The sequence below is a fragment of the Domibacillus epiphyticus genome (assembly GCF_001975785.1).
Taxonomy (GTDB): Bacteria; Bacillota; Bacilli; order Bacillales; family Domibacillaceae; genus Domibacillus; species Domibacillus epiphyticus.
On the sequence record NZ_MSFI01000032.1, the window covers coordinates 23013 to 36930 of the forward strand.

17 protein-coding genes are annotated in these 13918 nt (G+C 41.8%); 11 read left to right on the forward strand and 6 right to left on the reverse strand.

Annotated elements, in window-relative coordinates:
• The first annotated feature begins 8 nt into the window (after positions 1 to 8).
• From msrA to BTO28_RS16150, 7 genes are all read left to right on the forward strand, one after another.
• Positions 9 to 533: a peptide-methionine (S)-S-oxide reductase MsrA gene (gene msrA / locus BTO28_RS16120; protein WP_076768179.1), complete on the forward strand. Its 525-nt coding sequence runs from the start codon at positions 9 to 11 to the stop codon at positions 531 to 533.
• Positions 530 to 955, forward strand: a complete 426-nt coding sequence (msrB, locus tag BTO28_RS16125) for a peptide-methionine (R)-S-oxide reductase MsrB (protein ID WP_076768181.1) — start codon at positions 530 to 532, stop codon at positions 953 to 955. Before msrA ends, msrB begins: the two co-directional genes overlap by 4 nt.
• Before the next feature lie 24 nt (positions 956 to 979).
• Positions 980 to 1207 carry a YozE family protein gene (locus BTO28_RS16130; protein ID WP_076768183.1) on the forward strand — a complete coding sequence of 76 codons (228 nt, stop codon included), beginning with the start codon at positions 980 to 982 and terminating at the stop codon, positions 1205 to 1207.
• Between the two features lie 58 nt (positions 1208 to 1265).
• Positions 1266 to 2036 (forward strand): sporulation protein, encoded by a 771-nt coding sequence (locus BTO28_RS16135; protein ID WP_076768185.1) that lies wholly within the window; start codon positions 1266 to 1268, stop codon positions 2034 to 2036.
• A gap of 68 nt (positions 2037 to 2104) precedes the next feature.
• Positions 2105 to 2812, forward strand: coding sequence for a purine-nucleoside phosphorylase (deoD, locus tag BTO28_RS16140; RefSeq protein ID WP_076768187.1), 708 nt, complete (start codon positions 2105 to 2107; stop codon positions 2810 to 2812).
• Complete coding sequence (locus BTO28_RS16145; RefSeq protein ID WP_076768189.1) at positions 2809 to 3591, forward strand: M15 family metallopeptidase; 783 nt, start codon at positions 2809 to 2811, stop codon at positions 3589 to 3591. The genes deoD and BTO28_RS16145 overlap by 4 nt, the downstream gene beginning before the upstream one ends.
• A 183-nt stretch (positions 3592 to 3774) precedes the next feature.
• Positions 3775 to 5220 carry a lmo1851 family serine protease gene (locus tag BTO28_RS16150; protein ID WP_076768191.1) on the forward strand — a complete coding sequence of 482 codons (1446 nt, stop codon included), beginning with the start codon at positions 3775 to 3777 and terminating at the stop codon, positions 5218 to 5220.
• A gap of 55 nt (positions 5221 to 5275) precedes the next feature.
• On the opposite strand, the gene BTO28_RS16155 is transcribed toward BTO28_RS16150, so the two are convergent.
• Positions 5276 to 6079: an STAS domain-containing protein gene (locus tag BTO28_RS16155; protein ID WP_144289503.1), complete on the reverse strand. Its 804-nt coding sequence runs from the start codon at positions 6077 to 6079 to the stop codon at positions 5276 to 5278.
• An 84-nt stretch (positions 6080 to 6163) separates the two neighbouring features.
• Here BTO28_RS16155 and BTO28_RS16160 point away from each other — a divergent pair, with 84 nt between their 5' ends.
• The 3 genes from BTO28_RS16160 (at position 6164) to BTO28_RS16170 (ending at position 7682) form a co-directional block, all read left to right on the forward strand.
• A complete protein-coding gene (locus tag BTO28_RS16160) occupies positions 6164 to 6406 on the forward strand; it encodes a hypothetical protein (protein ID WP_076768195.1) in 243 nt (80 codons plus the stop codon).
• Positions 6407 to 6460: 54 nt separating this feature from the next.
• Positions 6461 to 6796 carry a hypothetical protein gene (locus tag BTO28_RS16165; protein ID WP_076768196.1) on the forward strand — a complete coding sequence of 112 codons (336 nt, stop codon included), beginning with the start codon at positions 6461 to 6463 and terminating at the stop codon, positions 6794 to 6796.
• Between the two features lie 94 nt (positions 6797 to 6890).
• A complete protein-coding gene (locus BTO28_RS16170; RefSeq protein WP_076768198.1) occupies positions 6891 to 7682 on the forward strand; it encodes an SDR family oxidoreductase in 792 nt (263 codons plus the stop codon).
• Positions 7683 to 7789: 107 nt separating this feature from the next.
• Here BTO28_RS16170 and BTO28_RS16175 read toward each other — a convergent pair whose 3' ends face one another.
• The 4 genes from BTO28_RS16175 to BTO28_RS16190 form a co-directional block, all read right to left on the reverse strand.
• The gene (locus BTO28_RS16175; RefSeq protein ID WP_076768200.1) at positions 7790 to 8032 is read right to left on the reverse strand and encodes a hypothetical protein; all 243 of its coding nucleotides are present in this window, start codon (positions 8030 to 8032) and stop codon (positions 7790 to 7792) included.
• Between the two features lie 101 nt (positions 8033 to 8133).
• The gene (locus tag BTO28_RS16180; RefSeq protein WP_076768202.1) at positions 8134 to 9489 is read right to left on the reverse strand and encodes an MATE family efflux transporter; all 1356 of its coding nucleotides are present in this window, start codon (positions 9487 to 9489) and stop codon (positions 8134 to 8136) included.
• A 202-nt stretch (positions 9490 to 9691) separates the two neighbouring features.
• Complete coding sequence (locus tag BTO28_RS16185) at positions 9692 to 10594, reverse strand: protoglobin domain-containing protein (RefSeq protein ID WP_076768204.1); 903 nt, start codon at positions 10592 to 10594, stop codon at positions 9692 to 9694.
• A gap of 266 nt (positions 10595 to 10860) precedes the next feature.
• A complete protein-coding gene (locus BTO28_RS16190) occupies positions 10861 to 11133 on the reverse strand; it encodes a hypothetical protein (RefSeq protein WP_076768205.1) in 273 nt (90 codons plus the stop codon).
• Between the two features lie 471 nt (positions 11134 to 11604).
• Here BTO28_RS16190 and BTO28_RS16195 point away from each other — a divergent pair, with 471 nt between their 5' ends.
• Complete coding sequence (locus tag BTO28_RS16195; protein ID WP_076768207.1) at positions 11605 to 13026, forward strand: N-acetylmuramoyl-L-alanine amidase; 1422 nt, start codon at positions 11605 to 11607, stop codon at positions 13024 to 13026.
• 109 nt (positions 13027 to 13135) lie between these two features.
• Here the strand turns inward: BTO28_RS16195 and BTO28_RS16200 are convergent, their stop codons facing one another.
• The gene (locus BTO28_RS16200) at positions 13136 to 13660 is read right to left on the reverse strand and encodes a YhcN/YlaJ family sporulation lipoprotein (protein ID WP_158068841.1); all 525 of its coding nucleotides are present in this window, start codon (positions 13658 to 13660) and stop codon (positions 13136 to 13138) included.
• Positions 13661 to 13918 lie beyond the last annotated feature (258 nt).

The window sequence follows — 13918 nt, forward strand, 5'->3', positions numbered from 1 at the left end:
GAGATAAAATGGAGAAAGCAATTTTTGCAGGCGGCTGTTTCTGGTGCATGGTAAAACCTTTTGACGAACAGCCTGGCATTCACTCAGTTGTTTCCGGCTACACAGCTGGGAACACAGAAAATCCGACTTATGAAGAAGTTTGCTCTGGTACAACAGGCCACATTGAAGCGGTTGAAATTACTTTTGATCCAAATGTGTTCCCGTATGATAAATTGGTGGATGTTTATTGGATGCAAATCGACCCAACAGACGCTGGAGGACAGTTTTACGACAGGGGCCGTTCATATATGCCGGCTATTTTTTACACAACAGAAGAACAGAAAGACAAAGCGGAAGCGTCAAAGCAGGCTCTCAATGAAAGCGGCCGGTTTGCTGCGCCAATTGCCGTTCAAATTTTACCGGCTGAGCCATTTTATGCTGCAGAAGAGTATCATCAGCAATATTACCGGAAAAACAAAGCTCATTATGAAGCGTATCAAACGGGCTCAGGCCGCGCAGGTTTTATTCAAAAACATTGGGGGAATGCAGAATGAATAAAGAAGAACTAAAAAAGAAATTAACACCTATGCAATATAACGTTACACAGGAAAATGGAACTGAACCACCTTTTCATAATGAATATTGGAAAGAGTTTGAGGAGGGTATTTATGTCGATATCATTTCCGGAAAACCGTTATTTTCATCAAAAGACAAATACGATGCCGGATGTGGATGGCCAAGCTTCACAAAGCCTATTCAAGTAGAAGAAGTTCTTGAAAAGCAGGATTTCTCTCACGGCATGATTCGTACTGAAGTGCGCAGCAAAACAGCAGATGCCCATTTGGGTCACGTTTTCCCGGACGGACCGCGTGATGCGGGAGGCTTGCGCTACTGCATCAACTCAGCCTCGCTTCGCTTCATTCGGAAAGAAGATCTCGAAGAGGAAGGATACGGCGAATTTAAAGACCTTTTTTAAGGTCTTTTTTTGGAGGAGAAAACAATGCATAAATCGTTTTATCACTATTTAATGAAATATCGAGAGGAACCACCCCGTGATGAACTCGCAGCGTTTGCGAATCATGCTTTTGCGGATCATTCGTTTCCGAAAGGTGCGGATGATTATGATACATTGAGCCGCTATTTAGAAATGGATGTTGATTATATAGCCTCTATGACTGTGTTTGATGCTGCCTGGGAAAAATATGAACAGGATGAACTAAATATTTGAAACCTTTTTCAAAACGGTGCGTACATTGAATCACAAACCTTGATGGGAGTGGTTCAATATGGCATTATTTCATAAAGTGCTTGCAAGTATAGGGATAGGGAACGCGAAGGTGGATACAAAACTGGAAAAGGCGAGTTATACTGCGGGAGAAATTATGAGTGGTGTGGTCGAAGTAACCGGAGGCACGGTTGAGCAGCAAATTGATTCCATTTATTTGTCGGTGATGACCACATATACGCGGGAAATGGACGATAAAAAGGTAACCGACCAGACAGCCGTATTTAAACGCAAGTTAAATGAACCATTTACAATTGGTGCGGATGAGAAGCGTGAATTTCAATTTGATCTTGAACTGCCCCATGAGACACCAGTGACACTAGGGAAAACCCGTATATGGGTGGAAACAGGTCTTGATATTAAGCAGGCAGTTGATCCAGGTGATACAGATTACATTGAGGTGCGGGCTACGCCGATTGCCGAAGCAGTACTAAATACGGTACGCTCGCTCGGATTCCGCCTTCGTGAGGTAGAATGTCAGCAGGCATCACGACTTGTACGCGGGAAATATCCGTTTGTTCAGGAATTTGAGTTTGTGCCGGTGAGTGGTTCATATAAGGGGAAACTTGATGAACTGGAAGTCACTTTTTTGACGCAGTCAAAGGATGAAGTGACGATTCTGCTTCAGGTAGACAAAAAGGCAAGAGGTCTTGGCGGATTGCTGTCGGAAGCGATGGGGACGGATGAAAAGAATGTCCGCCTGCGCGTAAACAAGGTTGATCTCCCGACACTTGAATCGAAATTAAATCGATCGATCAGTCAATTTTCCTGAGTGGTTGCAGTACCCGCTGAAAAAGCATAAAATAACGGATGGATATTGGACTAATTGGAGGAATAGATATGAGTGTACACATCGGTGCCAAAGAAGGCGAGATCGCTGAAACAATCCTGCTTCCAGGTGATCCACTGCGCGCAAAATACATCGCGGAAACGTTTTTAGAAAAACCGGTATGTTATAACGAAGTTCGCGGCATGCTCGGGTTTACAGGCATTTATAAAGGAAAGAAAGTATCGGTGCAGGGCACAGGAATGGGTGTTCCATCCATTTCGATTTATGTAAATGAGCTGATGCAAAGTTATGATGTAAAAAACTTGATTCGTGTTGGCACATGTGGTGCCATTCAAAAAGATGTAAAAGTAAGGGATGTTATTTTAGCGATGACTGCTTCAACAGATTCAAGTATGAACCGCCAAACGTTTAATGGAATTGATTTTGCACCGACAGCAAATTGGGAATTGCTCAAAGATGCGTTTGACGCAGGGACAGAAAAGGGGCTGCAGCTGAAAGTCGGGAACGTTTTTACCGCGGACCAATTTTACAATGAAAATGCCGACCTTGCGAAATGGGCGCAATACGGTATTTTAGCCATTGAAATGGAAACGGCGGCGCTTTATACACTTGCAGCCAAATACGGCCGTCGAGCATTATCTGTCCTGACAGTAAGTGACCATATTGTAACGGGTGAAGAAACAACATCTGAAGAAAGACAGACAACATTTAACGAAATGATCGAAGTGGCATTAGAAGCGGCGGTAAAATCACAATGAAAAGATCCGCTGTATGTCTTTTGACGGCCGCTGTCTTACTTGGCGGCTGCAGCTTTAATAATGATTCTGTAAAAGAAAAACAAGAAACAACATCGCCAGCACAAGAACCGGCCGCAAGAGAAGAATCTGGTCCTGTCCTAGATGCATCCTATTTTAATGAGGTGAAAGTGATGGACGGTAAAGAGGTTATTCAAAACCCGGAAAATCCGATGGTGCTCGTGAATAAAGAATTTGCACTTCCGTCCGATTATTCGCCGCCGGATCTTGTGCGGCCAAACGTTATGTACTCATTTGGAGACCAAGATATTGAAAAGAGCTACATGAGGAAAGATGCAGCCGCTGCACTTGAAAAATTATTTGCTGGAGCGAAACAAGATGGCCTCTTTTTATTTGCTGTATCCGGCTACCGTTCATATGAACGCCAAGAAGAAATCTTAGCAGCAGGAGCAGCAGCGAACGGGGAAGAAAAAGCGCTCGAATCCATTGCTCCGCCGGGCATGAGTGAACATCAATCCGGACTTGCGATGGATATTTCTTCAGAAAGCAACAGCTTTGAGTTGAATCAGGAATTTGAATTGACGGAAGAAGGAAAATGGCTAAAAGAACACGCCCATGAGTATGGATTTATTTTACGCTATCCAAAGGGCAAAGAAGACATCACCCGCTATATATACGAGCCATGGCATTTTCGCTACGTAGGAAAGGAAACAGCTGCAGTTATTGCGGAAAATGACTGGACGCTCGAAGAATACTTTGACAAAGTAAAACCGGCTGAATAATCGCCGGTTTTTTTTATTAATAAGAAGTGGAACCAAATTTTGTTAAGGGAGCGGCCGCGATCTAATTTGACAAATAATAAATAAACCCATACGATGTCTACGGGGTTTATTCTTTTCAAAAATCAATGAATACTGGTAAAATGAAAAGATAAGTGTACATAGCAATAGAAAGCGGGGAACAGCATGGAAGAGGAAAAGCCGGAGCAGGGGCATTACATAAGGATAAAACGATTTCAATTTATTATGATTGTCTTTGCGCTTGTGTTCGTGACCGCTGCGGTGACAACAATTACGCTCGCTTTCGGTGACGAAAAAGCGGTTGAGGTTGGTGCACCGGCACGGTCCGAGTTTAATAAATTGTATGAAGCGTATGACACAATTGAAAGTCAGTATTTCAAAGATGTTGACCAGGAAAAACTTGTCAACGGAGCAATTAATGGCATGATCGACGCACTTGAGGATCCGTATTCAGATTATATGAATAAAGAGGAAGCATCACAGTTCCATGAAGATGTATCAAGTTCTTTCCAGGGAATCGGTGCGGAAGTTCAAGAGCAGGACGGCTTTATCATGGTCGTATCACCGATTAAAGGATCCCCTGCAGAAAAAGCGGGCTTGAAGCCAAACGACATGATTTTGTCTGTTGATAACAAAAGCATACAAGGGATGAGTGCATCCGAAGCAGTGCTGCTAATCCGTGGTGAAAAAGGCACAAAAGTAAAACTTGAAGTACAGAAAGCTGGATCGGAAAAAACACAGGAAATCACGATTGTACGCGATGAAATTCCAATTGAAACTGTATATTCCGAAATAGGGGATAATAAAATCGCCCACATTCAAATTACCAGTTTTTCTGAGCATACAGCAGAAGAATTAACGAAGGCGCTCAAAGATATGGAAGCGAAGGGGATGGAAGGCATCGTTCTTGACCTTCGCCAAAATCCCGGAGGTCTTCTTGATCAAGCGATCAAAATGGCGAACTTATTTGTGCCAGAAGGAAAGAATATTTTACAGGTAGAAAACAGCAACGGCGAGGTGCAAGTATTTAAAGCAGAAGGCGGCGAAAAAATCAAGCTTCCTGCTGCTGTGTTAATTGACAGCGGAAGTGCGAGTGCATCAGAAATACTAGCAGCTGCTTTAAATGAATCTGCTGGCATTCCGCTATTTGGGGAAAAAACGTTTGGAAAAGGAACGGTTCAGTCCGCAGAAGATTTTAGTGACAAGTCTAACTTGAAGCTAACAACGGCGAAATGGCTGACACCAAATGGCACATGGATTCATGAAAAAGGGATCCAGCCGGACTCGGTCGTTAAACTTCCGGAATATGCTAGCCTATCCTACATTAATCCGGAATCCAAATTGATACTTGAGACGTTATCTGATGAAGTAAAAACAGCAGAACAAATGCTCACTGCACTTGGCTATGATCCAGGTAAAGCAGATGGTTACTTTGATGAACATACAGAAAGTGCCATCGAGGAATTCCAGGAGGAATCGGGCATTGAACCAACTGGCGTTTTAACGGGCGCCTCCACCACAAAACTGATGGAACAGCTCCGTATCAAGCTGCAGGAAAACGACACGCAGTTATTAAAGGCTATTGAGTCTGTAAAATCAAAATTGAAATAATCAAAAGGCTGTTCCGTCTTTGCGGGAACAGCCTTTTTTTGGGTTTAACGCGAACTTATGCGTTACCGGTAATTTTAACACCATGTAAATCCATAATGTATAATAACGCGTCTTTTGCTGTTTGAAACGTACGCCATTCTGCGATGGAAGCAGAAGCATTCATGGCGAGCTGAGGGGATACGCCGACAAAATAAACGTTCACACCCATCAAACGAAGTGCATCTGATATTTGCGTCAAATAGAAGCTTGTACGGTCATCTGTTTTACTTAGTGCGGAGACATTAAACAGCAAATAATCCGCTTTTTCCTTTAATGCAATATATAGCACGACTTCCTTTAACTTTTCTGCCCGCTCGTCAGTTAGTAATCCGGTGATCGGAATCGCCAAAATTCCGTCCCAAATTTTCAAATGAGGGGTTGTTAAACTGGCAAGGAGTTCAGAGCGTTCTTCTTCTTCCTGTGCATGAGAGGTTACATCGACCAAAATAATGATATAAAGGACTTTATTGTCCGGCACGGGTACCGGACTGATGATCGCTTCTGCAGTGTAACGGTCTTGAATAGTGACACGGCTGCGAAAACCGGATTGAAAGTCTATTGCATGAGGATTATGATCCTTGATTGACCGGAAATGGTCAATTGATTTTCCGACAGCCTCTTCGACAGAGTTAAGGCCATATAGCTGAAGCATTGAATCTAGCGTATTGCAGGCTATGTCGTTCATCCAGATAATGTTCTGGCTGTCATCGAGTATAATGATTGTTTCCTTTATATGTTTTAACACAGTGAGTGCACTGAGTTGATCCGGCAGACGGCCGATCCCCATAAAATCCCCTACTTTCAACTGTCTTTCCGTCATTATATCATCGGAACTTTTGTTTGTGTCTGTTCAAAAGAGGAATTTCGTCATAAAATGATAAACGGGATAAAAGGAGGATACTTTGTGACGAACTGGAAAGAGGCATACGTTCGGCTTTGGAAAGGCAGATCAATTGCCAATATTGAGGAAGCAATGGAAAACGAGCTCCTTGATAAAATGAACCATCCAAGGCTTAGGAAAAAGGTTGAATTGAAGTTTTTTGAATCCGTTCGGAGAGTGAATGCATCGGAGCTGACAGATGCAGAAAAATTAGAGCTCATCTCAGCCTATATAACCTGTATGGAAAAATTGAAAGAAAATGATTGAAATAGTACCCCTTGGTGTATAAAATAAATGTATGGTATGAAGGAGGAATGAATGATGGTTTATCTCATCATTGCAGCGTTGGTTGTAATGGCTGCATTGTTGATTGTATATAATCGGTACTGGCCGGTGAATGTGAAACGAATTTCTCCTAGTGAGGCAGCAGGTCATCCGGTCATAGATGTGCGAGATTGGCAGGAAGCAAATCATGTGCCGCTCACAGGTGCTGTTCATATTCCATGTGGTTATATTCCGCGCTGTGCCGGTGAATATGGCGGTCAAGAAGTATACATTGCTGCAACGACCGCAGTGGAACGCAATTTTTCCGTGCGGCTATTGAAAAAATATGGTATTCAAGTCAAAGGGTTTATCTGCATGAGTGAAACGAGTTAAGCCGGTACAATCGTACCGGCTTTTTAAACTTGCAATCATATTGTAACAGTGATTAACATATAATGAAGAGGTAGAAGTTGAAAGGAGGTTCCAAATGGTAAAAACAGCTCTTGTTACTGGCGGTTCAAAAGGGATAGGGAGAAAAACAGTAGAATTGCTGGCACTCTCGGGATGCAATGTCATTGTCAATTACCGCTCAGACCAAGAATATGCAGAAAGTTTTGTGAAGGGTGTTGAAACTTCATTTGATGTGAAAGCGCTTTCTATCTTGGGTGATGTTTCAAAAAAAGAAGATTGTGAGCGGCTTTCAGCTTCCGTTTTGCAAGAATTTGGGAGAGTGGATATTCTTGTGCACAATGCAGGACCTTACATACATGAACGTAAACGAATGGGTGATTATAGCTGGGATGACTGGAATCATTTAATAAATGGAAATGTAACGTCCGTATTTTATTTAACGAAATTGTTGCTGCCGTCTATGAGGGAAAACGGATGGGGGCGCATTATCACATTTGGATTTGATCGTGTAGAAACGGCACCAGCCTGGGTGAATCGTTCTGCATTTGCCGCGGCGAAAACAGGGCTGGCATCGTTGACGAAAACACTTGCAGCCGAAGAAGCTGCAAGTGGAGTGACAGCCAATATGGTCTGTCCCGGTGATATTATCGGAAGCTGGAAAGAACGAAGCGTTGTAGATGCCGTGGGTGTAGATTCACCTCTTGTACCGGTTGGCCGCCCGGGGACTGGCGAGGATATCGCCCGAGTTGTCGCGTTTTTAGCATCCGATGAGTCGTCGTTTATTACCGGAGCGGTAATCCCTGTAACAGGGGGGCAGGATGTACTGGGAAAGCACTTGAAGGAAAAGGCAAGGGGAATGTTGCATTAACGAAAAAGTTCGTCTGAGGGTGGTCAATCAGGGAGGTTCTGGAATAAGAATGTAATTTTTAAAAAAGCAGCACTTTATCCTCAAATGAGGTGTGCTGCTTGCCACTGTCAGAGTCTTCGAAAGCGATAGCCACCTGCTTCCCGAGAGGTGATATCACCGTCACCCCGGGCTAGATCTGAAGCAATTTCCTTTTGAACTTCAGCCGGATCTGTTCCGGCAAATCCTGGCTGCATGATCGCCTCCAGATTCGAGAGGCTGCCAAATTCCTCATTACGGACACGTGGCGGAAAAAGGGGGGTCTGCTGTCGTCTACGTACTTGCTGAATAGGACGGAATGTATGTTTTGGCATGTTTCACTCTCCCTATTTGAAAAATGAAAAACCATCCATAACATTTGCCTTTTCCCTTTTTTTATTCCTTTTATCGTTTTTTCATGTAAATGAATTTTTTATCATGCGGGGAGTGCTGATTTTCGTTTTTGTACGAATCTCAGCCGTAAAGATAGTGTTATTGCACCGCAAGTCAAACCAATAATGAGGCCAATCCAGTACCCGTACGGACCGCTGTCGGTAAACGCCGCGAGTGCCCATCCAAGAGGGAGGCCAATGACCCAGTAGCTGATCATTGTCATCATAAATGTTACATTGACGTCTTTATATCCACGCAATGCTCCTTGAACAGGTGCCTGGACTGCATCAGACAATTGAAATAATGCTGCGAACATAAGGAATCCAGCTGTCAGTTTCAACACTTCTGAATCTGTTGAATAAAGATAGGCGACTTGCTCCCTGAAAAAGAAAATGCCAGCTGTACATAATAACGAGATACTGACCGCGATCGACACACCGATTAAACTATATTGACGTGCGTCTTTCCAACGATTCGCTCCCGCTTCGAAACCAATCACGATAGTGAGTGCCATCGACACACTTAGCGGTATCATATACGTTAATGAGGCAAAGTTTAATGCGGCCTGATGCGCCGCGATGACATTTGTATTGTATTCACTCATGAATAACGTGACAGCGGAGAAAATACTCGTTTCAAAAAAAATGGACAGCCCGATTGGCAGGCCCAACAAGAAAATTTCCTTCCATTTTATAAAAGACGCTTTAGGGAGAGTGTGAAACAGACGATACATCGAAAACGGTTCATGCCGGTGGATAATCCAAACGGCTAAAAAGAAAATAATCCAGTATGTAATCGCCGTCGCGTAACCGGACCCGACACCTCCGAGCTCAGGGAACCCCCATTTTCCGTAAATTAATAAATAGTTAAACAAAACATTTAGCGGCAGCGACAGTAATGTAATAACCATCGACGTTCGGGTCATTCCTAGCGCATCAATAAAACCGCGCAATACAGCCGTCAAAAATAACGGAATAATCCCGAAAGACAATCCGATCACATATTCAAACGCAATACGGCGAACATTTTCCTCAAGATTCATCGCACCTAAAATAGGGCCTAAACATAACAGTCCAAGCACATATGTAACCGCCGCAATAAAAAGCGCCACATACACTCCCTGCATAACTGAAAACGATACTTTTTTTTGTTCGCCGCCGCCGATTAAATGACCGATAATTGGCGTAATCGACATTAAAATTCCACTCAACCCCGTATAGACCGGCAGCCAGAGAGACGACCCGACTGCAACGCCTGCGAGATCTTCCGCGCTGTAACGACCCGACATAATTGTATCAAAAAATGTCATCGAAAACATGGCAATCTGCGTCACTAAAATCGGCACTAAAATATATAAAAATTGTCGCACCTTCGCGCCCGTTGTCACTGTTTCTATCAAGTTCCTCACTCCTCACAAACCATTAGTATACCACATTTAATTTCCTGCATTTTAAAACTTTTATGTAAGGGTGGAGAAGGCTGATAAAAAAAGTCAAATCTTAAATGCACGCTGTCTATATCATTTGTTATGCCTTAAACCCGGGAATGTATTAAAAAATCCGAACGGTCAGCGCCGATTGGCTCTGTTCGTTCGGATTCCTTTATTCTGTATAGTGGAGATTCTTGCTAAGCGAACGGGCTAATTCATTTGAAGTGGATTCTGCTGCGGAAATAACGTCAAAAACTTGCTTAAGGATATCTTCAAGCTGTTCGTTTCGGAATTTTGTTTTGGTGACCAGCTCAAACAGACAGTTTATTTTTTCAGCACAGATTGGCATTGTTTCGAGTCCTTCTAATGCAAATTGGCTAAGCTGTTCGATTAAGGAAAAGAATTCTGTGCCTGCAGTCATTATTTTCAATTCATCGATCATTTCCTGAAGTTCAGACCAGCGTTCTACTTGATTCATCAATAGGTTACGACCGACCAGGGACTTTTCAACTGATTGATCCGCGAATAATTTGCTCTCCTCTGCCGTCTGTAAAATCGAAGCCGATTCCCTACTGACGTACTGAAGCGATGCAGCTGCTTCGCCAATCAGGATTGTTAGATCATCCGTTTCAACTGCCCGTTCGGAAGCGGCCAGAACAATCTGCTGTTCAAGATGAATCATTTTAGATGCAACACGAATGATGCTTGACTGCCGCGAGTGGCTAGTCTCTTCCACAATGGTCATAATGGAATCGAGCAAATGATGCAACGCAAAAAAATATTCCTTTATGTCAATACCCATTTCAATTAAAAGGAGGGCTGTTTTCCGCCACTCCGCTAGAAAATCCTCGTCCAGTACACCCTCGAACAAACGTGGAATATGAGTCTTCAGTATCCTTTTAAATTCCTTTTGTGATAAGTGAGCATCATTAAGAAACTTGTCTGTTTTTGTCAAATTTCCAGTAAATGATTCAATCATCCCATCCACGTGTTGAACAACCACGGGATGTACCTTCTGAAGTAACACTAAATCATCATGTGTCAAACGAGCAATGTCGGGCTGATATGAGATCAATTAGTATTCCTCCCTTATAATACCTTTATCCTATTATAACCATTTTCCGGGGGAAAAAGTAACAGAAATTGATCGACACATACCGACATATACCTACATTTCCCGCTGCAGGCAATTATATCCTGGGTTTTAGTTCATGCATAAAAAGAAGTTTGTTAATTTTTTTCTTTCATAAAAGGGGGCCTATTCAGAGAGCGTGAAAAAACCGAACCAAAATAGGTTCGGATTTAAATTTAGGCTTATAATACGAGGGAATTAGAATAAACTTACATTACCTTTTTCCTCTCATTAGTATGAGCGAAATGAAGAAAATCGGAAATGTTATAAACGAGACGGGAATGTTTTAACGGTCGCTGCGACCTTCTAAATGGCTCTTCTCCTTTTGATACAAAAACACCTAAACTAGCTTTTGGCAACTGTTTTCGGATGTATCGATAAGCGCTTTTTCCATCTTGGTCTGAGGATAATTCGAGAACAATGGATGTTTGTCCGGGTTTCATTCCTGCTTTGACTGCTGAAATAATAAAAACCTGCTCCATTATCCACCACTCCTTCTTTCTTATTGGCCATCTCTTATAATTTATACCACGATGATTATGGAATTATTCATTAAATAGGAATCTTTTCATTTGATGCCTAAATTCATTTGATCTATTGAACAAAAAAGGAAGTTCGAATTAGAAGTTCCAAAAACTTAGTATCTGTAAAGCGGTCCATTCAAGCTATTTTACAAATTGTTTTTAATGAATCTGAATATTTATAACTGGTAAACAGGAATTTAAATATATTTATAAGCCTAAACATCTTTTATCATATTAAAATCAAAGTAAAAACTAGTATAATAATCCACTTTATAATATTAAAGAGTTGACTGAATCATTTTAATTTGTAGAAAACTCACCAAATATCAACTAATTTGTGACAGTTAATAACATATGTTTTAAATTTGAGGATAATATGCTAATATATGCTAGAATGTAATAGTTAATTTAACAAGTGGAGGAAAAAGAGTGAAAAAAAGTTCGATTATTGTCGTTCTAGCGGTTTTTGTGATTGTTTCTCTTTTTGGAGTGAATAGATCCGTTCATGCGGAATTTATAGATGTCCCTTCGCGGGCATCGAAAGAAGTACAGTATTTATCGACCGGAGGAATTGCCCACGGATCTTCGGCGACGACGTTCGGTGCAGAGAAAAAAGTGACACGGATGGAAGCGGCCGCTTTCATTGGACGGGCGCTTCAGCTAAACGGAAAGAAACGTAATACAAACTTCAAGGATGTTGGTTCGGGTATTTTTGCTTCAGGGTATATACAATCTGCTGTTGAAACAGGAATTCTGTCAGGCTATGACGGAGGACGTTTTTTACCTTACAAGGAAGTAACGCGCGGTGAAATGGCGGTTATGCTCTCAAAAGCATTTGGCTATCAATTTGGCGGGAAACTCTCTGGTGCGGCGAACGCTTTAACAACAAGAGGTATAGCGAAAGGATTGTCAGACGGTACTTTTGGCGCGGATCAGTACATTAAACGTTCTGATTTTGCTGTTTTCCTTGCAAGGGCGATTAATCCAGAATTACGAACAAAAGCTTTTTCAAGTTATAAGAAAACATTATGGACCAATACCGGTGACTTAAACGTCCGTACGGGTCCATCTGTTTCTTATGCTTCGGTAGGAAAACTGGCAAAAGATGTGAAAGTGATCGGCGCGCATAGCATTGCAGGATGGACGTATATAAAATCCGGCCGACTAACCGGTTTTGTGAGCACTGCCTATTTACGCGACACCGAAATCTTGAAGGCTGAACGCCCCCCCGCTGAAGTGGATAAACGAATTGCCGGACAGACCATTATTTTGGACCCTGGACATGGCGGGAGCGATCCAGGAGCTGTCGGATTTGGGGTAAGGGAAAAAGATGTGGTGCTCTCGACTGGTTTGAAAGTGAACAACTTGTTGAAACAAACTCCATTTAAAGTAAAAATGACACGTTCGGATGACCGTTTTATCACAATCAATCAGCGTTCATCTTTTGCTAGAAAAAATGGCGGCAGCGTATTTGTCAGCATACATGCTAATGCGTCATCGTCACCTGGCGCAAAAGGAACGGAGACCATATATTATTCAGCTGCTAATCCGCACGGAGCAGATAGCAAACTGCTTGCCGCCAAAATTCAAGATCGTATGGTGAAAGCATGGAGACTGAGCAACCGGGGGATTAAAAGTACGAGACAACTGGGCAGAAGCCTCGGGGTTCTAAATAATAATAGCGTGCCGGCTGCCCTTGCGGAACTTGGTTTTATCACCAATAAAAGCGAAAATCAAAAGCTGAAATCAGACTACTGGCAGACCGTGATGGCAAAAGCGATATACGATGGCATCTTAGATTACTATAAGGCAAAAGGCTACAAGGTTGATTCGTTTTACTCGATAAAGTAAGGATCGAATCTATCAAATATGTAAGGATAATCAAGAGAGACCTCGGTCTCTCTTTCTTTTTTGAAACGCATTTTTAAAGACCATTCCAGGCTGTTTATGTTCAAAATTTTTATGAATTTGGAGTCGTGAACACATTTTGAACCATTTTATTAAATTCATCAACCAATCCAGTTACGGGCTGGCCTTCAGTGATTTTTTCTCCATAATCATTCATTTGTTTTACAAAAACAGGATCGGAGGAAACAAATACCTGCTTAATATCTTTGTCAGCAGCTTTAACTTCGTCAGTAATTCTTTTCTTTAGGCCATTAGAGACCTCTCCATTCTGTTCATCTTCTAGGACAACTGCAACATACGCATTTCCGTTTGTGACAAGAACATTTGCACGTTCCACTTCTTTTAATGCAGCAAGCTGTTCTGCCGCATCATTTACTGCGTCTAATTGAGTATGATCACCTGTTCTTGTCGTATATTCATCCGTTACGCGATTTTCTTGATTATTTTCTTGATACGCCATATTTCTAGCTCTCTCATTATTTTCATTGTTTGAGGCTCCTTCCCAACGATCTAAATTACATCCTGCAAGTGAAATAAGGAGCAAAAAAAATAAAGACAGGACGGAAAAATTTTTCAAAAAAACGCGCCTCCTTTCAGTCATTTTTTAAAATAACCAATTAAAATTCATTTTATACCGGCTTTTCGTGGTTGGTTTCATGCAAAAAAATATCAATAAAAACATTGTGCAAAATTCAAAAAAACTTTAATTTTATTTGGTAAATAATTCTTCTTTTGTTACAAAGATGACGTAATTTGTAATTACAACGTAAAACTATGTAATGTTTTATTTTGGTAAAATCGGATTTATAGAAAAAATATAAAAAAATAGAAAAAA